At 68.5% G+C, this 16,405-nt stretch carries 18 protein-coding genes; 14 read left to right on the top strand and 4 right to left on the bottom strand.

Going from position 1 to position 16,405, the window contains the following annotated elements; translation table 11 throughout:
• The first annotated feature begins 52 nt into the window (after window positions 1–52).
• The 8 genes from ABE85_RS22030 to ABE85_RS21995 all read left to right on the top strand — a co-directional run bounded on the left by ABE85_RS22030 (window position 53) and on the right by ABE85_RS21995 (window position 5,592).
• Complete coding sequence (locus ABE85_RS22030; protein ID WP_067279775.1) at window positions 53–838, top strand: GntR family transcriptional regulator; 786 nt, start codon at window positions 53–55, stop codon at window positions 836–838.
• A complete protein-coding gene (locus tag ABE85_RS22025) occupies window positions 835–1,659 on the top strand; it encodes a transporter substrate-binding domain-containing protein (RefSeq protein ID WP_082938841.1) in 825 nt (274 codons plus the stop codon). The genes ABE85_RS22030 and ABE85_RS22025 overlap by 4 nt, the downstream gene beginning before the upstream one ends.
• A 60-nt stretch (window positions 1,660–1,719) precedes the next feature.
• Window positions 1,720–2,391, top strand: a complete 672-nt coding sequence (locus ABE85_RS22020; RefSeq protein WP_067279771.1) for an amino acid ABC transporter permease — start codon at window positions 1,720–1,722, stop codon at window positions 2,389–2,391.
• Entirely contained in the window at window positions 2,388–3,041 is a 654-nt protein-coding gene (locus tag ABE85_RS22015; RefSeq protein WP_067279768.1) for an amino acid ABC transporter permease, read from the top strand. Before ABE85_RS22020 ends, ABE85_RS22015 begins: the two co-directional genes overlap by 4 nt.
• Window positions 3,042–3,081: 40 nt before the next feature.
• The gene (locus ABE85_RS22010; RefSeq protein WP_067283322.1) at window positions 3,082–3,849 is read left to right on the top strand and encodes an amino acid ABC transporter ATP-binding protein; all 768 of its coding nucleotides are present in this window, start codon (window positions 3,082–3,084) and stop codon (window positions 3,847–3,849) included.
• A gap of 100 nt (window positions 3,850–3,949) precedes the next feature.
• On the top strand, window positions 3,950–4,657 hold the full coding sequence (locus ABE85_RS22005) for a hypothetical protein (RefSeq protein WP_067279764.1): 708 nt from the start codon (window positions 3,950–3,952) through the stop codon (window positions 4,655–4,657).
• The gene (locus ABE85_RS22000) at window positions 4,654–5,064 is read left to right on the top strand and encodes a hypothetical protein (protein ID WP_067279761.1); all 411 of its coding nucleotides are present in this window, start codon (window positions 4,654–4,656) and stop codon (window positions 5,062–5,064) included. Before ABE85_RS22005 ends, ABE85_RS22000 begins: the two co-directional genes overlap by 4 nt.
• A gap of 48 nt (window positions 5,065–5,112) precedes the next feature.
• The gene (locus ABE85_RS21995) at window positions 5,113–5,592 is read left to right on the top strand and encodes a DUF4440 domain-containing protein (protein WP_067279757.1); all 480 of its coding nucleotides are present in this window, start codon (window positions 5,113–5,115) and stop codon (window positions 5,590–5,592) included.
• Between the two features lie 16 nt (window positions 5,593–5,608).
• Here ABE85_RS21995 and ABE85_RS21990 read toward each other — a convergent pair whose 3' ends face one another.
• Genes ABE85_RS21990 through ABE85_RS21975 form a run of 4 tightly spaced genes read right to left on the bottom strand, consistent with a single transcriptional unit; the run spans window position 5,609 to window position 9,656 of the window.
• Entirely contained in the window at window positions 5,609–6,343 is a 735-nt protein-coding gene (locus ABE85_RS21990) for a proteasome-type protease (protein WP_067279753.1), read from the bottom strand.
• A 51-nt stretch (window positions 6,344–6,394) separates the two neighbouring features.
• Window positions 6,395–7,240 carry a transglutaminase family protein gene (locus ABE85_RS21985; RefSeq protein ID WP_067279750.1) on the bottom strand — a complete coding sequence of 282 codons (846 nt, stop codon included), beginning with the start codon at window positions 7,238–7,240 and terminating at the stop codon, window positions 6,395–6,397.
• A 16-nt stretch (window positions 7,241–7,256) separates the two neighbouring features.
• Window positions 7,257–8,225 carry an alpha-E domain-containing protein gene (locus ABE85_RS21980; RefSeq protein ID WP_067279746.1) on the bottom strand — a complete coding sequence of 323 codons (969 nt, stop codon included), beginning with the start codon at window positions 8,223–8,225 and terminating at the stop codon, window positions 7,257–7,259.
• A 3-nt stretch (window positions 8,226–8,228) separates the two neighbouring features.
• The gene (locus tag ABE85_RS21975; protein WP_067279743.1) at window positions 8,229–9,656 is read right to left on the bottom strand and encodes a circularly permuted type 2 ATP-grasp protein; all 1,428 of its coding nucleotides are present in this window, start codon (window positions 9,654–9,656) and stop codon (window positions 8,229–8,231) included.
• 235 nt (window positions 9,657–9,891) lie between these two features.
• On the opposite strand from ABE85_RS21975, the gene ABE85_RS21970 reads away from it, so the two are divergent.
• The 6 genes from ABE85_RS21970 (at window position 9,892) to ABE85_RS21945 (ending at window position 16,378) form a co-directional block, all read left to right on the top strand.
• Window positions 9,892–12,018: a diguanylate cyclase domain-containing protein gene (locus ABE85_RS21970; RefSeq protein ID WP_067279739.1), complete on the top strand. Its 2,127-nt coding sequence runs from the start codon at window positions 9,892–9,894 to the stop codon at window positions 12,016–12,018.
• A gap of 157 nt (window positions 12,019–12,175) precedes the next feature.
• Window positions 12,176–13,549 (top strand): hypothetical protein, encoded by a 1,374-nt coding sequence (locus tag ABE85_RS21965; protein WP_157522766.1) that lies wholly within the window; start codon window positions 12,176–12,178, stop codon window positions 13,547–13,549.
• A gap of 95 nt (window positions 13,550–13,644) precedes the next feature.
• Complete coding sequence (locus ABE85_RS21960) at window positions 13,645–13,968, top strand: winged helix-turn-helix domain-containing protein (protein ID WP_067283319.1); 324 nt, start codon at window positions 13,645–13,647, stop codon at window positions 13,966–13,968.
• 237 nt (window positions 13,969–14,205) lie between these two features.
• On the top strand, window positions 14,206–14,976 hold the full coding sequence (modA, locus tag ABE85_RS21955; protein WP_197507114.1) for a molybdate ABC transporter substrate-binding protein: 771 nt from the start codon (window positions 14,206–14,208) through the stop codon (window positions 14,974–14,976).
• Window positions 14,977–15,029: 53 nt separating this feature from the next.
• Window positions 15,030–15,698: a molybdate ABC transporter permease subunit gene (gene modB / locus ABE85_RS21950; protein ID WP_067279732.1), complete on the top strand. Its 669-nt coding sequence runs from the start codon at window positions 15,030–15,032 to the stop codon at window positions 15,696–15,698.
• Entirely contained in the window at window positions 15,695–16,378 is a 684-nt protein-coding gene (locus ABE85_RS21945; RefSeq protein ID WP_067279729.1) for a sulfate/molybdate ABC transporter ATP-binding protein, read from the top strand. The genes modB and ABE85_RS21945 overlap by 4 nt, the downstream gene beginning before the upstream one ends.
• Window positions 16,379–16,405 lie beyond the last annotated feature (27 nt).

The following is a 16,405-nucleotide window of genomic DNA, read 5'->3' as shown; positions in this document are numbered from 1 at the left end:
CTGGGAAGGCAGGGTGGACCCGCGCTGGCACGGAAGCTGCAAAGCCCCTTGCATGGGCATCACCGCCACCGACATCAGCCAGCGCATCATCGATGCCGTGCTCGCGCAGAAGCTGGCGCCGGGCACGCGTCTCGGCGAGCAGCAGCTCGCGCTGCTCTTCGACTGCAGCCGCACCATCGTCCGTGAGGCGCTGACGCGTCTCGCGGCGCGCGGCATCGTCACCGTCAGCGCGCGCCGCGGCTGGTATCTCATCGCCCCCTCGCGCGATGAAGCCCGTGAGGCTTTCGAGGCGCGACGCGTCATCGAGCTCGGCCTGCTGCGGGGTCGGCGGCCGCTCGACAAGCCCGCGCTCACGCGCCTGAAGAAACACCTCGCGCAGGAGAAGGCGGCCCTGCGCGGCGACGACGTCGGCGCGCGCAGCTTCCTGCTCGGCGACTTCCACGTCTGCCTGGCCGAGTGCCTCGGCAACAGCCTGCTCGCCGACACGCTGCGCGACTACACCGCGCGCACCACGCTGATCGCGATGCTCTACCAGTCGTCGCACGACGCCGCGCAGTCCTGCCAGGAGCACGTCGCCATCGTGGCCGCGCTCGAACAGGGCGACGCCGTCCGCGCCGAGGCGCTGATGGCCGAGCACCTCGCCAGCGTGCAGGCCGGGCTGCAGCTGGAAACGCAGACCGACGACCCGCTGCATCACTTGCGCCAGGCGCTGACGCCGATGGCGTCGAGCGCCTCCGCATCGTCTTCCGCCTCGCCGGCGCGCCGTTCCCGTGCGCGCACGGCCGCGGCCGACGCCACCGATTCCGCCCCCGCCCCCTACCTAGGAGCCTTGTTATGAGCCACGCCGTCCGTCCCTCCGTCCGCACGCTCGTGCCGCGTCGCCTGCTGCTGGCCGCCGGCCTCGGCCTGAGCATCGGCTTCATCGCGCCGGGCGCGCACGCGCAGACCGCGCTGGACACGATCACGAAGTCCAAGACGATCAAGATCGCGATCCCGACCGACTACCCGCCGTACGGCTTCGTCGGTCCGGACATGAAGCCGCAAGGCCTGGACGTCGCGATGGCCGAGCTGATCGCCGCCAAGCTCGGCGTGAAGGTCGAGCTGGTCCCCGTCACCAGCGCCAACCGCATTCCGTATCTGCAGACGAAGAAGGCCGACCTCGTCATCTCGACGCTCGGCAAGAATCCGGAGCGCGAGAAGGTCATCTCGTTCAGCTCGGCCTACGCGCCGTTCTACCAAGCGGTCTTTGCGCCCAAGAGCCTGGCGATCAAGAGCTTCGCCGACCTCGCCGGCAAGACCGTCGCCGTGACACGCGGCGCGATGGAGGATCAGGAACTCGCCAAGGTCGCACCTTCGACGCTGGAGTTCAAGCGCTTCGAGGACAACAACGCGACCATCGCCGCGTTCGCCGCCGGCCAGACGCAGGTGGTCGCCACCAGCGCCGCCGTCGCCGGCAACCTGATGCAGCGCCAGCCCGGGCTGAACATCGAATACAAGCTGCTGCTCAAGGACAGCCCGTGCTTCATCGGCGTGGCCAAGGGCGAGGACGCGCTGCTCGCGAAGGTCAACGCGATCGTCGCCGCCGCCAAGCAGGGCGGGGAACTCGAGGCGCTCTCCAAGAAGTGGCTGGGCCGCGGCGCGGGCGAGCTGCCGCTCTGAGCGGCGACGTCGCTGCACATCGGCATTGATCGCGCCTAGCAGGCACTCCGGGAGCCGCCCATGATCGAGTTCGACTTCGGCGCCGTCCTCGCCGAATGGCCGCTGCTGCTGCGCGGCCTCGCGTGGACGGTCGGCCTCACGGTGATCGCCGTGCCGCTCGGCCTGCTGATCGCGACCCTGGGCGCGTGGGCGCGCGCCTGCGGGTCGACGGCGCTGCGGCGCGGCGTCGGCGTCTACGTCGAGCTGCTGCGCAACACGCCCTTCATCGTGCAGCTGTTCTTCGTGTTCTTCGGCCTGCCGGCGCTGGGCGTGAAGCTGTCGCCCGAAGCCGCCTCGCTGATCGCGATGACGCTGAACCTCGGCGCCTACGGCACCGAGATCCTGCGCGCCGGCATCCAGGCCGCGCCCAAGGGCCAATGGGAGGCGGCGCAAAGCCTGGCCCTCGGTCCGACGCAGGTCTTCACGCGCGTGATCCTCCCGCCGGCGTTCAAACGCGTCTGGCCCGCGATGACCAGCCAGATCGTCATCGTGATGCTCGGCACCGCGGTGTGCGGCCAGATCTCCACCGAGGAACTGAGCTACGCCGCCAACCTCATCCACAGCCGCAACTTCCGCGCCTTCGAGGCCACCTTCGTCGCGCTGGCGATCTACCTGGCGCTGTCGCTGATCACGCGGCGCCTGCTGCTCTGGGCGGGACCGAAGTGGTTCTTCGGCAGCGGGAGGCGCCCATGATCGAGTTCACCCTCTGGGATATCCTGCGCAACCTCGCCCTCGCGTTGCGCTGGACGGTCGCGCTGTCGCTGATCGCCTTCATCGGCGGCGGCCTGGTCGGTGGAACGCTGCTGTGCCTGCGAATCGGCTTGGGCCCCAAGACGCAGCGCGTGATCGGGGCCTACGTGGCCATCTTCCAAGGCACGCCGCTGCTGATGCAGCTGTTCCTCGCCTACTTCGGCGTGTCGCTGCTGGGCATCGACGTCTCGGCGTGGACGGCGGCCTCGCTGGCGCTGACGCTCTACACGAGCGCCTACCTCGTCGAGATATGGCGCGGTTGCGTCGAGGCCGTCCCGCGCGGTCAGTGGGAGGCGGCGCGCAGCTTGGCGATGAGCTTCGGCGAGCAGTTGCGCCACGTGATCCTGCCGCAGGCGGCGCGTCTGGCGATCGCGCCGACGGTCGGTTTCCTGGTGCAGGTCATCAAGGGCACCGCGCTCGCATCGGTGATCGGCTTCGTGGAGCTGACCAAGGCCGGCGGGATGATCGCCAACGCGAGCTTCAAGCCCTTCCTGGTCTTCGGCTGCGTGGCGCTGTTCTATTTCGTGCTGTGCTTCCCCGTGAGCCTGGCCGCCCAACACCTCGAAAGGAAGCAGCATGGCCGCACTGCCTGACAAGCTGATCGATCACGTGATCGAGCACCCGATCGACGACATGAATCCGCCGATGGGGATGCCTGCTCCCGGCGTGCCCATCGTGCGCATCACCGCGCTGCGCAAGTCCTACGGGACGAACGAGGTGCTCAAGGGCATCGACCTCGACGTCATGCGCGGCGAGGTGATCGCGCTGATCGGCAAGAGCGGATCGGGCAAGAGCACGCTGCTGCGTTGCATCAACGGGCTGGAGCAGTTCCAGGACGGCTCGCTGCGCGTGGCCGACAAGCCGCTGCTGCACGAGAGCGCGATGGCGATGCGCGCGCTGCGGCAGCAGGTCGGGATGATCTTCCAGAGCTTCAACCTGTTCCCGCACCTGAGCGTCGGGCGCAACGTGATGCTGGCGCCGACGCTGGTGAAGCGGCGCACCGAGCGGGACGCCGCCGAGCAGGCGCGGGCGTTGCTGGCGCGGGTGGGGCTGGCGGAGAAGTTCGATGCGATGCCTGATCAGCTGTCGGGCGGTCAGCAGCAACGCGTCGCGATCGCGCGCGCGCTGGCGATGGAGCCGCAGGTGCTGCTGTGCGACGAGATCACGTCGGCGCTCGATCCCGAGCTGGTCGGCGAGGTGCTGCGCGTCGTCGAGTCGCTGGCCGACGAGGGGATGACACTGCTGATGGTCACGCACGAGATGAACTTCGCGCGCAAGGTCGCGGATCGGGTGATCTTCATGCATCAAGGCCGCGTGCACGAGATCGGCACACCCGCCGATGTCTTCGGCTCGCCGAGGACGCCGGAGTTGAAGCAGTTCTTGAAGTCGCTCGACGATTGAGTTCCCACTGAAGGGGGCGCCCGATGGGGCGTGTCTCGACGGCAACATCCCCCCGCCGGCTCGATTCCGGACTCACGAAGCGTTCCTAAACTGCTTCGTCATGAGTCAACGTCATTCGCTTGTGGGTACCGGTCTTTACCGCATTCCTCGCGCCGCCCAATTGGTCGGCGCCGATGTGCGCAGCGTGCGCCGATGGCTGAAGGGGTATTCGCGCCAGACGGCCTCAGGGACGTCGGTCACCCAACCTCTGTGGCTACTCCAGTACTCCGACGATGAAGAGATCGGCGGCGACTACGTGCTGGGCTTCAAGGACCTGATGGAACTGCGGATGGTCACGCAGCTGATCCGGCAAGGCGTGTCCTTGCAGGCGGTCCGCGCGACGATTGAAGTGGCTCGGAAAGACCTGGGTCCATACCCGTTGCAGTCCAAGCGCTTCCTGACCGATGGGAAGCGCATCTTCATGGACATGGTCGGCGTCTCCGCGCAAGATCGAAAGCTGGTGGACGTGCGCCGGCGCCAGTACGTTTTCGATCGGATCATCAGGCCGGCCTTGAAAGATCAGATCGACTTCGATGGCAACGGCCAGCCTTTGCGATGGTTCCCGTTGCCGAGGAAGCGACTGATCGTGATTGATCCGTGCCGTCAGTTCGGACATCCCATCATCGAGCGCACCGGCGTTCCGACCATCACCGTCCAGCAGTCATACGTCGCAGAAAAGGGCGCCTTGGACTTCGTCTCGAGGCTCTGGCGTGCGACGCCTCAAGAGGTCATGGCGGCCGTCGAGTTCGAGCAGAGGGTCGCCGCATGAAGGTGATGTTCGACAACAACCTTTCGGAAACCATCGCTCGCGCCATTTCGGTTCTGTCCGAGGAGAAGGATCTCGCGGAGCGGGTCGTGCATCTGCAGGAAGTGTTTCCTGCGCACATGGCTGACACCGCATGGATGGATGGACTCGGAGCGCAGGGATCTTGCTGGGTCGTGATCACGCGCGACCAACTGAGCAAGCGCGCGGGTGAAGAGCGCAAGGCGATACGACGGAACGGTTTGATTGCCTATGTGCTCGACAACCAATGGGCGTCGCAGACGTTCTGGCCGATGGCCTCCCGACTGGTCGATTGGTGGCCGCTCATCGTCCAGCATGCGCGCACTGCACGCGCCGGCGTTTATCGCGTTCCCTGGAAAATGGGCACTGCCCGTCAGCTGACTTCCTGTTGAAGGGTGGACTGTGACTAGACTTCGCCACGAACTCAGCGGAGCCCCGCCATGCCCGACCGCCGCTCGATCCTCCGTTCCACGCTTGCCCTGGCCTCTGGCGCGTTGAGCGCGACCGCCGCGACATCGCCGAATGCAGCAACGCCCTCTGTCACTGGCGAACAGAACCCAGTCCGCGACGCCGAGATCGCCTTCGCCGCCACGATGTCCAAGCGGGACTTCAAGGCCTTCGCCGAATTCGTCGCGGAGGACGCCATCTTCATCGACGGCAAGCAGCCGCTGCGCGGCCGGGCCGCCGTGCTCGCGCACTGGAAGCGCTTCTTCGAAGACCCCGAAGCGCCGTTCTCATGGACACCCGATCTCGTCGAGGTCCTGCCCGATGGCAAGCTCGGCTACTCCACCGGACCGGTGCACGTGAAAGACAAGCTGGTCGCGCGATTTGCGTCGACTTGGCGGCTCGATGCCGATGGCCGCTGGCGCGTCGTCTTCGACAACGGCAGCGAGGTCTGCGACTGCAAGGGCAAGCCGTGACGGGCTTGCCGTCCGCTCACGCGAACCAGTCTTCGTCCGGCAACTGCTCGAACACCCGCTTCAACCCGCCGCCCCAGCCCTGGCTGATCGTCGTGAAGTAGGGATCGTCCTTCGTGATCCGGTGCGGCTCGGCTGGCGCGAAGCTGTCGGTCTTGTAGAGCAGCATGTCGATCGGCAGGCCCACCGACAGGTTGCTCCGGATCGTCGAGTCGAACGAGATCAGCGCGCACTTCGTGGCCTCGGCCAGCGAGCTGTCGAAGTCGATCACGCGGTCGATGATGGGCTTGCCGTACTTGGACTCGCCGATCTGCACGTAGGGCGTGTCTTCCGTGGCTTCGATGAAGTTGCCTTGCGGATAGACGTGGAAGACCCGCGGCGCCTCGCCCCGGATCTGGCCGCCGACGATGAAGTTGGCGCCGAAGTCCACGCCCTGGTTCAACTGGCCGACGCCGTCGCTGTCTCGCGCGACCACTTCCTTCAGCGTCTTGCCCACCAGCTCCGCGACGTCGTACATCGACGTCAGGCTCATCAGGTGCCGGCCGTTGACCGTCGCGCGCTGGCGCAGCAGGCTGACCACGCTCTGTGTGGTCGCCAGATTGCCGGCCGTGAGCAGCGTGATGAGGCGCTCGCCCGGTTGCTCGAACAGATTCATCTTGCGGAAGGTGGCGATGTGATCGACGCCCGCATTCGTCCGCGAATCCGACGCGAACAGCAGGCCGGCACGCAGCCGCATGGCAACACAGTAAGTCATGGGGCGGAAGGTTAGCGCATCAGGCTTGCAACGCGCCGTCGTGGTGCACGCTCATTGCTGGTCCGTCGTGCCGGGCTTCACGTGCACTTCCGCCCGCATCGTCTCCAGCCCGCCCCCGGTGCGGACACCGCGCACCGGGCAGGCGTCCAGGTAGTCCGCGCCGGTCGCCAGCTTCACGTAGCGCCCGTCCGCCAGGCACTGGTTGCTGATGTCGTACCCCAGCCAGCCGCCGGCCATGCCGTGCGCGGGGGCGGGTCCGGTGGCGTCGGCCGCGGGCAGGCGTACCTCGCCCCAGGCGTGGCTCGCCACATGTTCGAAGTCCGTCGCGAGGTAACCCGAGACGTAACGCGCCGGCAGCCCCAGCAGCCGCGCGCAGCAGACGAAGACCTGCGCATGGTCCTGGCAGACGCCGTGACCCGTCTCGAAGGCTTCCGCCGCGGGGGTGGCCGCATCGGTGTAGCCCCGCACGTAGGGCATGCGTTCGCCGATCGCCGCCATCATCGCGAGCAGCGCCCCGTGCGCGTCGGTCTTCGCGGCGTCCGCGAAGCCGGCGGCGAACTGCCGCAACTGGGCGTCCGCGCGCGTCAGCGGGCTGTCGCGCAGGAACAGCGGGGAGGGCAGTTCCTCCTCCGGGTCCGGCGTGGGCGGTGCGTCGTCGGTGTCGACCTCGCCGATCGCGCGCAGGACGATGTCGCGCCGCGGGCCGTCCAGGCTCAGTACATGCATCGTGTTGCCGAAGGCGTCCTTGCAGGCGCTGGCGGGCGAGGGCAGTTCCAGCGCCCAGTGCAGCACGCGCAGGCCGCGCGTGGGCCGGGGCGTCAGCCGCAGGTATTGCGTGCTGCGGGCTACCGGGGAGTCGTAGGCGTAGACGGTCTCGTGCGAGATGTGCAGATGCATGGCGCTGTCCCTGGTTTCACTGCGCCTCGAAATAGGCCTGCTGGATGTCGCGGCCCAGCCGCGCCGAATCCTGCAGGAAACCCGTCAACCAGGGATGCAGCCCCTGGTCGAGGATCTCGTCCACCGCACCATACTCCAGCCGCAGCGCCAGCCGGCCGGCGCTCTGCTTGACATTGCGCCCCGCGTCCCCGTCGCCGGGGCGCGCCTCGATCTGCGGCAGCACCGTGCGGATCTCGTCGCAGCAGGCGCGCAGCGAGCGCGGCACGTCCGGCCGCAGGATCAGCAGCTCGGTCACGCGGCGGCCGTTGAGGCTGTCGCGGTAGGCCGCGTGATAGGCCTCGAAGGCCGAGAGCGACCGCAGCAGCGCGTTCCATGCGTAGAAGTCGGGCGCGCTCTCGCTGGGCGCGTCGACCGGCGCCAGCGTGTCCACCGCCGGGGCGATCAGCTGCGACTTCACGTCCAGCAGCCGGGCGGTGTTGTCCGCGCGTTCGACGAAGGTGCCCAGCCGGATGAAGCAGTACGCGTCGTTGCGCTGCAGCGTCCCGTAGGTCGCGCCGCGGAACAGGTGGGAACGCTCCTTCACCCAGTCGAAGAAGGACGACGGCTCGACCACGCCCTTGCGCGCGAGCTCACGGGCTTCCAGCCAGCTGGTGTTGATGGCTTCCCACATCTCGGCGGTGATCTGGCCGCGCACGGCGTGCGCGTTCTCGCGCGCCTGCCGGATGCACGACAGCACCGAGGCGGGATTCTCCAGATCGATCCCCATGAAGCGGAAGAGCTGCGCGGCGCTCAACTGCGGATGCCGCGCCTGGTAGGCCTCCAGCGTGCCGGTGACGGCGAGCGGCGCGGCGAGTTCCGTCGCGGCCCCGCGCGACTGCGGCAGCAGCGACAGCGAATGCGTGACGTCGAGCATGCGCACCAGGTTCTCGGCGCGCTCCATGTATCGGCTCATCCAGTAGAGCTGTGCGGCGGTACGGCTGAGCATGGTTCAGTTCTCCAGGATCCAGGTGTCCTTGGTGCCACCACCCTGGGACGAATTGACGACCAATGAGCCCGCCTTCAGCGCCACGCGCGTCAGGCCGCCGGCGACCATGTTGACCTCGCGCCCCGAGAGCACGAAGGGCCGCAGGTCGATGTGGCGCGGCGCGATGCCGCGCTCGACGAAGGTCGGGCAGCTCGACAGGCACAGCGTCGGCTGCGCGATGTAGTTCGAGGGATTGGCCTTCACGCGTTCCTTGAAGTCCGCGACCTCTGCCGCCGTCGAGGCCGGTCCGACCAGCATCCCGTAGCCGCCGGCGCCGTGGACTTCCTTCACCACCAGCTCGCCCATGTTGGCCAGCACGTGGTCCAGGTCCTGCGGCTTGCGGCACTGCCAGGTCGGCACGTTGTGCAGGATGGGTTCCTCGCCGAGGTAGAAGCGGACCATGTCCGGCACATACGGATAGATGGACTTGTCGTCCGCCACGCCGGTCCCGACCGCGTTGGCCAGCACCACGTGCCCCTGCTTGTAGACCGAGAGCAGCCCCGGCACGCCCAGCATCGAATCCGACCGGAAGGCCAGCGGGTCCAGGAAGGCGTCGTCGATGCGGCGGTAGATGACGTCGACGCGCTTGGGCCCGACGGTGGTCCGCATGAACACGAACCCGTCCTTGACGAACAAGTCCTGACCCTCGACCAGTTCCACGCCCATCTGCTGCGCGAGGAAGGCATGCTCGAAGTAGGCCGAGTTGAACGGCCCCGGCGTCAGCACGACCACGGTCGGGTTGTCCGCCAGGCTGGCCTGGCGCAGCGTGTTCAGCAGCAGCGCCGGGTAGTGCGCGACCGGCGCGATCGAGTACTTCGCGAACAGCTCCGGGAAGAGCCGCATCATCATCTTGCGGTTCTCCAGCATGTAGCTGACGCCGGAGGGCACGCGCAGGTTGTCTTCGAGCACGTAATAACCGCCGTCGGAATGTCTGATCAGGTCCACGCCGGTGATGTGCGCGTACACGCCCAGCGGCAGGTCCAGCCCCTGCATCGCCGGCTGGTACTGCGCGTTGGCGAAGACCTGCTCGGCGGGGATCAGCCCGGCCTTCACGATCTCGTGGTCGTGGTAGATGTCCCAGAGGAAGCGGTTGAGGGCCGTGACGCGCTGGCGCAGGCCGCGTTCCAGCATCCGCCAGTCGTCGGCGGGGACGATGCGGGGCACGGTGTCGAAGGGGATGAGCCGCTCGGCGCCGGCCTCGTCGCCGTAGACGGCGAAGGTGATACCGACCTTGTGGAAGAGCAGGTCGGCCTCGGCCCGCTTCTTGGCCAGGGCGTCGGGCGTCTGCGCGTGCAGCCAGTCCGCGAAGGCCTGGTAGCTGGGCCGGATCGCGCCGCTTTGCAGCAGCATCTCGTCATAGTGGCCAGCGGCCGGAAGGGTCAGCGCATGCATGAGGTCTCCAGGGACGGACCGCCTCCGGGTGGCGGTCGGGAGGGGCAGGTTGCAAGCGCCGTGCCCACCCCCGTCCGGCGGGCGGGCCGGCAGGGCCTCCAGCTTGATCGCTTTTGGTGCGCCTGCAAAGTCCGCCCCGCGACGGTGCCCGCACAGGGTCGGTCTTTGCCCGCCGCTGGTGCAGTGGCACTATCCCGCGTTGCAGGTTGCGCCCGCTCTCGCTACAACTGCAGTGATGCACGACAACGTCCAGGTCCTGCCGTCTCCTCCCGCGCCCGGGGGTCCTCACGGACCGGGCGCGAGCGCCGACGGCTTCGTCCCGCCGCGCGGGTCGCGCGCCTCTCTCGGCCGCTGGCTCACCGCGATGGTGCTGGCGGCGGTGGCGGCGGCGCTGCTGATCTCCGCCCTGCTCATCGAGAACTTCGCCCGCGCCCATGCCGAGCGCCGCGCGGTCGAGTCGCTGCGACAGGTCGCGGTCGACTTCCGCGACGCCCTGGACCGCGGCATGGCGCAGCAGTTCAAGGAAGTGCGGGTGCTGGCCCAGCTGGAGCCCTTCCGCCGCTTCGACGATCCCGAGGCGATGCGCCGCGCGCTGGACCAAGTGCAGGTCGGTTTCGACCACTTCGCGTGGCTGGGCGTGACCGACGGGCAAGGCAAGGTGCTGGCCGCCGCCGGCGGGCTGCTGGACGGCGTCGACGTCTCCAAGCGCCCGTGGTGGCAGGGCGCGAAGGGCGGTCAGCCCTTCGTCGGCGACGTGCACGCGGCCTTGCTGCTGGAAAAGCTGCTGCCGCGGCAGAACGAGCCGTGGCGTTTCGTCGACTTCGCGATCCCGCTGCTGGACCACCACGGCCAGTTGCAGGGCGTCTTCGGCGTGCACCTGAGCTGGGGCTGGGCGCGCCAGATCAAGAGCGAGCTGATCGACGCGACGATGGCGTCCCACCAGGCCGACGCGCTGGTCCTGGGCAAGGACGGCGTGGTGATCCTGGGGCCGTCGGACCGCGAGGGAAAGAAGATGCCCATCGGCACCGAGAACGGCCAGGGACTGCGGCACCACGAGGCCGACGGTGTCGACTACTTCGCCGTCAGCGTGCCCAGCCAGGGCTACGGCCTGTATCCCGGCCTGGGCTGGACGGTGCTGGTGCGGCAGCCGGTGGCGGTGGCGCTCGCCGACTACTACGGGCTGCGGCGCCAGATCATGCTCAGCGCGATCCTGATGCTGGCGGCGGCGGTGCCGCTGAGCTGGTGGCTGGCGCGGCGCATGACCCGCCCGCTGAACGAGCTGGCCGACGCGATCGCGCAACGTCGCCACCTGAGCGAGGACGCGCTCCCCGCCGTCGGCGGTTATCGCGAGGCGGCGCTGCTGTCGCACGCGTTGACCGATCTGGCGCACCGGCAGGCCGAGCAGGACCGTTCGCTGGCGCAGCTGAACGCCTCGCTGGAGCTGCGCGTCGAAGCGCGCACGCTGGAGCTCCACGACGCCGTGCTGCGCCACGAGTCCAGCGAGCGCCGGCTGCGCACGATCGCCGACAACCTGCCGGTGCTGATCTCCTACATCGACGCGGAGGAACGGCTGCAGTTCCTCAACGCGACTTTCCGCACCTGGATGGGCATGGAGCCGGAGGCGGCGCTGGGCCGGACCTTGCTGGAGGTCATCGGACCGGTGCTGCACGCGCAGCGGCAGCCCTTCCTGAAGGCCGCGCTGGCGGGCGTCCGGCAACGCTTCGAGACGCGCTCGGAAAGCAACGGCGTGGTGCGGGACATGCTCGCCGAGTACGTGCCCGACCTGCGCCCGGACGGCAGCGTCGCGGGCGTCTACACGCTGGCGACCGACATCACGCCGTTCAAGCAGGTCGAGCGGGAGCTGGACCAGCTCAGCCGCGTGGACCCGCTCACGGGCTTGCCGAACCGGCGGCAGTTCGAGTCCCGCCTGTCGGAATCGATCGCCCGCACACGCCGCAACGAACGGACGATGGCGCTGATGTTCATGGACATGGACCACTTCAAGCAGATCAACGATTCGCTGGGGCACGCAGCCGGTGACGTGGTGCTGAGGGCTTTCGCCGACCGGGTGCGCGGTGCGATCCGCGAGACGGACCAGTTCTGCCGGCTGGCCGGCGACGAGTTCGTGCTGATCCTCGAGAACCTGCACGCGCCGCAGGAGGCGACGCTTGTGGCGGACAAGCTGCTGGAGGTGGTGAAGGCGCCGCTGACCTTGCAGGGTCAGGTGTTGCAGCTGTCGACCAGCATCGGCATCGCCTGCCACGACGGCGGGGCGGAGGACGACGTGGCGCTGCTGGGCCGCGCGGACGACGCGCTCTACGCGGCCAAGGCGGCCGGGCGCGGCTGCTGGCGGATGGCGTAGTCCTGATCCGATCCTCGGCAGGACCTGACCGATATCAGTCGGTCGGACGCAAGACGACAGGTTGTCGGCTGTGCAGGGAGGGTGGTCTGTGTCATCGACCCCCTGCGCCGGGCGCGGGAGCATGGACATCTCCTCGTTGACTTCCGGAGATGAACCGATGAATTCCTACAGACAAGACCCGACCCCACGCGCCGGCCGCCTCGGGCGTGCGCGTGGGCGTTTGCGCCGCGTCGCGCAGGCGATCGTCGCCACCTTGGCCTGCACGGCGTCCGGCGCCTGGGCGCAGGCCGTCGACACCCGCTTCAGCGTGGCGATCCTGTCGAACCTGGCCTATCCGGAGCCCGCGCGGGGTCCCTGGTCCCGGACGGGCGATCCGAAGGCCGACGCGGAGCACTTCATCAGTCAGCGGGTCGGCGCCATCAACCGCCGCTCTCGCGATCAACCCTTGCTCGCGACGTTCTTGAACGGCAACCTCACGGCATCCGGCCGGGACGACCAGTGGACGTTCATCGAGGGCGAGCTGAAGCGGCTGGAGATGCCGGCGCTGCTGGCGCTGGGCGATCGCGACTACCAGAACCAGGTCGATGGCTGTGGTCCCTATGAATGCCTGCATCGCAACGTGGACGTGCTGCAACGCCATCTGCCGGCCGATGCGAACCTGGACCTCGATGTGCGGGAGTACCTCAACGGCACGAACGTCCGGGAGCAGCGAGGCAGCCTGGGGTGGTCCGTCCGGCGCAACGGCGTGCACTTCGTGACGGTGAACCTCGCGCCGAGGCATGCGGCGCGAAGCAGCCGCTACATCTGGCAGAAGGCGCGCACGGAGATCGTCGAACTGATATCGCCATTGCCGTGGTTGGCTCAGGACCTCCGCAAGGCCCGGGCCGCCGGCCTGCCGATCGTGGTGCTCTACCCGGGGGGAATGGACAACGCCTCGGACCCGTCGTTCCTGACGTTCATGAGCCTGCTCGAACAATACGAGGTCGGAGCGCTCTTCATGGGCGGCCATGCGCCTGAAGGCGGCAGCCCGCCGCCGCCGGGGAAGATCCGGACCTTCTTCTCCAGCGCCGACAGCCCGCAAACGCACCTGTACGTCGCGTTCACCACCCGGCCTGGATCAGGCACCTCGATGAAGGTCGAGCGGGTGCAGTGGAATGACGAGGTCAAAAGCGATCCCTCGGAGGCGTCCATCACGCTGCCGACGCCTGTCGCCGACATCGCGCGGGATCTGAGGGAGGGCATGCAGGAGATCCGGTTCGTCAACAACGGCGGCTATGTGGCGCGCTTCCATGTCACCTACGTCGACAGCAGCGGGCGGGAACAGAGGCACGCCTCGGGCTCGCTGTCGCTGGGACAGACCTGGACCGTCCGCTTCCGCGGGATCCACGCATCGAAGGCCACCGCCTCAGCCGAAGTCATGACCGGCCTGGTCTGGGCGCCGTGGCACGACATCTTCCGGCAGGAGGTCGGCGGCGACGCCTGCTTCAAGGTCTGGGGCACCTCCCTGTCGACGTCCCACGGCCGCTGCTGATCGATCCGCGGCGACGATGCGGGACGCGTCGGATCGGCTCTAATCGCGGCATGTCCCGCCCGATCGATCCCCAGGCTCCCCAACTCAAGCTGCGCATGCGCGTGACCGTCGGCGATGTCATCGCCATCGGTCCCGGCAAGATCGCCCTGCTGGAAGCCCTCGACGCCACCGGATCGATCACCGCGGCCGCCAAGTCGCTCGACATGTCCTACCGCCGCGCCTGGCTCCTGATCGACGAAACCAACAAAGCGCTCAAGGAGCCCGCCGTCGCCACCGCAGCCGGCGGCGCCAAGGGCGGCGGGAGCGCGCTCACCGACTCCGGGCGCGCGCTGGTCGCGCTCTATCGGCAGATCGAGGACAGCGCACTCGCGGCCTGCAAGACGGACATCAAGCGGCTGCTGAAGCTGCTCGCGTCCTGAGATCGGCGCGCACGCCGGCAGCGTCGGAGCCCCTTTCCGCTCAATCTCCTCCTCGCCGCTCGGAATTCGCTCCAAGGGGCTCCGACGCCGCCGGCGTCGAGTCACCGAGCGCCTCGGGCCATGGCTTTCGCCTTGGCCGTGCGCGCTGCGAGGTGGCCCTTGTTCGAGCGCCGTGCTGCGCAATATCCTGGGATATATTGCGAGCCTCCTTTGTGTCCACCCTTCGAGGGACTCGCCATGCGCTCGATTCGCCCCGTCCAGATCGCTCGCCGCGCCGCGGTGCTGACCCTCGCGCTGATGGCCGCCGGCCTCGCGCATGCCGCCGACGTCACCGTGTCCGCCGCCGCCAGCCTGACCAACGCGTTCAAGGAATTGGCGCCCGCCTTCGAGGCCGCGCATCCGGGCACCAAGGTCCAGTTCAACTTCGCCGCGTCGGACGCGCTGCTCGCACAGATCGCCAAGGGCGCACCGGTCGACGTCTTCGCGTCGGCCGACCAGGAGACGATGGACAAGGCCCAGCAGCAGAAGCTGCTGGTCGACGGCTCGCGTCGCAACTTCGTCAGCAACTCGCTGGTCGTGATCACGCCGGTGGAGAACGGCGTGACGCTGAAGTCGCTGGCCGAGCTGCAGCAGCCCACCGTCAAGCGCATCGCCATCGGCAAGCCCGAGGGCGTGCCCGCCGGCCGCTACACGAAGGCCGCGCTGGAGAAGGCCAACCTGTGGGCGGCCCTCGAGCCCAAGGCCGTCTACGCGCAGAACGTGCGCCAGGCGCTGGACTACGTCTCGCGCGGCGAGACCGAGGCCGGTTTCGTCTACGCGACCGACGCCTTCGTGCTGAAGGACAAGGTCCGCATCCTGTTCAGCGTGCCGACCGAGACGCCGATCTCCTATCCGATCGCCGTCACCAACGGCGGCTCGAACGCCGACGGCGGCAAGCAGTTCCTGGACTTCGTCGCCTCGGCCCCGGGCCAGGCGGTGCTGGCCAAGTACGGCTTCCAGAAGCCCTGAGCCGCGGACCGGCTGACCGGCTGTCGACGTCCGGCTGAGGAGCGCCGTCCCCCGTGGAATCCGCCTGGATCGCGCTCGCGCTGTCGCTGAAGGTCGCCGGCTGGGCGACCGCGCTCAATCTGGTCCTCGGCGTGGCCGCGGGCTTCGCGCTCGCGCGGCTGCGCTTCCCGGGCCGTGAGCTGCTGGACGCCGTGCTGACCCTGCCGATGGTGCTGCCGCCGACCGTGCTCGGCTACTACCTGCTGGTCGTCATCGGCAAGCGCGGCTGGCTCGGCGCCTGGCTGTGGGACACCTTCGGCATCAACCTGATCTTCACCTGGCAGGGCGCGGTGATCGCGGCGACCATCGTCGCTTTCCCGCTGGTCATGAAGTCCGCGCGGGCCGCGTTTGAAGGCGTCGATCCGCAGCTGGAGCGCGCGGGCCGCGTGCTCGGGCTCAACGAATGGTCGCTGTTCTTCCGCGTGACGCTGCCGATGGCGTGGCGCGGCGTGCTCGCCGGCGTGCTGCTGGCCTTCGCGCGTGCGCTGGGCGAGTTCGGCGCGACGCTGATGGTCGCGGGCAGCATTCCGGGCAAGACGCAGACTTTGTCCGTCGCCGTCTATGAAGCGGTGCAGGCCGGGCAGGACGACACCGCCAACCTGCTGGTGCTGATCGTGTCGCTGACCTGCATCGTGGTGCTGCTGGCCGCCGGCAAGCTGGCCGGGCCGAGGAGCGCGGCATGAGCTTCGAGGTCCGCATCCGCAAGCACGTCGAGGGCGGCGGTCGCCGCTTCGAGCTGGACGTCGCCTTCAGCACCGACGCACGGCGGACGGTCATCTACGGACCGTCGGGAGCGGGGAAGAGCCTGACACTGCAGGCCATCGCCGGTCTGCTGAAGCCGGACGAGGGCACCCTCTACATCGACGGCCGTCCGGTCTTCGACAGCGCGTCGCGCATCGACGTGCCGGCCCGCGAGCGGCGGCTGGGTTATCTCTTCCAGGACTACGCGCTGTTCCCGCAACTCACGGTGCGGCAGAACATCGCCTTCGCGCTGAAGCGCGGTTGGCGCAACCCCTCGCGTCACGACGGCGGCGAGGCGGTCGACCGCTGGATCCAGTCCTTCGAGCTGGAACGCGTCGCGCAGCAGCGACCGCACCAGCTGTCCGGCGGACAGCGCCAGCGCACCGCGCTGGCCCGCGCGCTGGTGAACGAGCCGCGCGCGCTGCTGCTGGACGAGCCGTTCTCCGCGCTCGATCCGGAGTTGCGAGGCCGCATGCGGGCGGAGCTCGACACGCTGCTCGAGCGCGTCGGCGTGCCGATGCTGATGATCACGCACGATCCCGAGGATCTCGCGCGCTTCGGCGATCACCGCGTGATGCTGCGCGACGGCCGGGTGCAGACCGTCGAGTCCGGACGATCCTGACAGCGCCTGTCGCCCGGACCCGGAGAA

This window comes from Mitsuaria sp. 7 (assembly GCF_001653795.1).
Taxonomy (GTDB): Bacteria; Pseudomonadota; Gammaproteobacteria; order Burkholderiales; family Burkholderiaceae_C; genus Roseateles.
This window is presented reverse-complemented; position numbering and strand designations above follow the sequence as displayed.

Coding starts and splice junctions, on each gene's coding strand:
- ABE85_RS21990 (WP_067279753.1), bottom strand. CDS start 6,343: ATGACTTACTGTGTTGCCATGCGGCTGCGTGCCGGCCTGCTGTTCGCG.
- ABE85_RS21980 (WP_067279746.1), bottom strand. CDS start 8,225: ATGCTCAGCCGTACCGCCGCACAGCTCTACTGGATGAGCCGATACATG.
- ABE85_RS21960 (WP_067283319.1), top strand. CDS start 13,645: ATGCGCGTGACCGTCGGCGATGTCATCGCCATCGGTCCCGGCAAGATC.
- ABE85_RS22010 (WP_067283322.1), top strand. CDS start 3,082: ATGAATCCGCCGATGGGGATGCCTGCTCCCGGCGTGCCCATCGTGCGC.
- ABE85_RS21970 (WP_067279739.1), top strand. CDS start 9,892: ATGCACGACAACGTCCAGGTCCTGCCGTCTCCTCCCGCGCCCGGGGGT.
- ABE85_RS22005 (WP_067279764.1), top strand. CDS start 3,950: ATGAGTCAACGTCATTCGCTTGTGGGTACCGGTCTTTACCGCATTCCT.
- ABE85_RS21995 (WP_067279757.1), top strand. CDS start 5,113: ATGCCCGACCGCCGCTCGATCCTCCGTTCCACGCTTGCCCTGGCCTCT.
- ABE85_RS22000 (WP_067279761.1), top strand. CDS start 4,654: ATGAAGGTGATGTTCGACAACAACCTTTCGGAAACCATCGCTCGCGCC.
- ABE85_RS22025 (WP_082938841.1), top strand. CDS start 835: ATGAGCCACGCCGTCCGTCCCTCCGTCCGCACGCTCGTGCCGCGTCGC.
- ABE85_RS21945 (WP_067279729.1), top strand. CDS start 15,695: ATGAGCTTCGAGGTCCGCATCCGCAAGCACGTCGAGGGCGGCGGTCGC.
- ABE85_RS22030 (WP_067279775.1), top strand. CDS start 53: ATGGGCATCACCGCCACCGACATCAGCCAGCGCATCATCGATGCCGTG.
- ABE85_RS22020 (WP_067279771.1), top strand. CDS start 1,720: ATGATCGAGTTCGACTTCGGCGCCGTCCTCGCCGAATGGCCGCTGCTG.
- ABE85_RS22015 (WP_067279768.1), top strand. CDS start 2,388: ATGATCGAGTTCACCCTCTGGGATATCCTGCGCAACCTCGCCCTCGCG.
- ABE85_RS21985 (WP_067279750.1), bottom strand. CDS start 7,240: ATGCATCTGCACATCTCGCACGAGACCGTCTACGCCTACGACTCCCCG.
- ABE85_RS21965 (WP_157522766.1), top strand. CDS start 12,176: ATGAATTCCTACAGACAAGACCCGACCCCACGCGCCGGCCGCCTCGGG.
- ABE85_RS21975 (WP_067279743.1), bottom strand. CDS start 9,656: ATGCATGCGCTGACCCTTCCGGCCGCTGGCCACTATGACGAGATGCTG.
- modA (WP_197507114.1), top strand. CDS start 14,206: ATGCGCTCGATTCGCCCCGTCCAGATCGCTCGCCGCGCCGCGGTGCTG.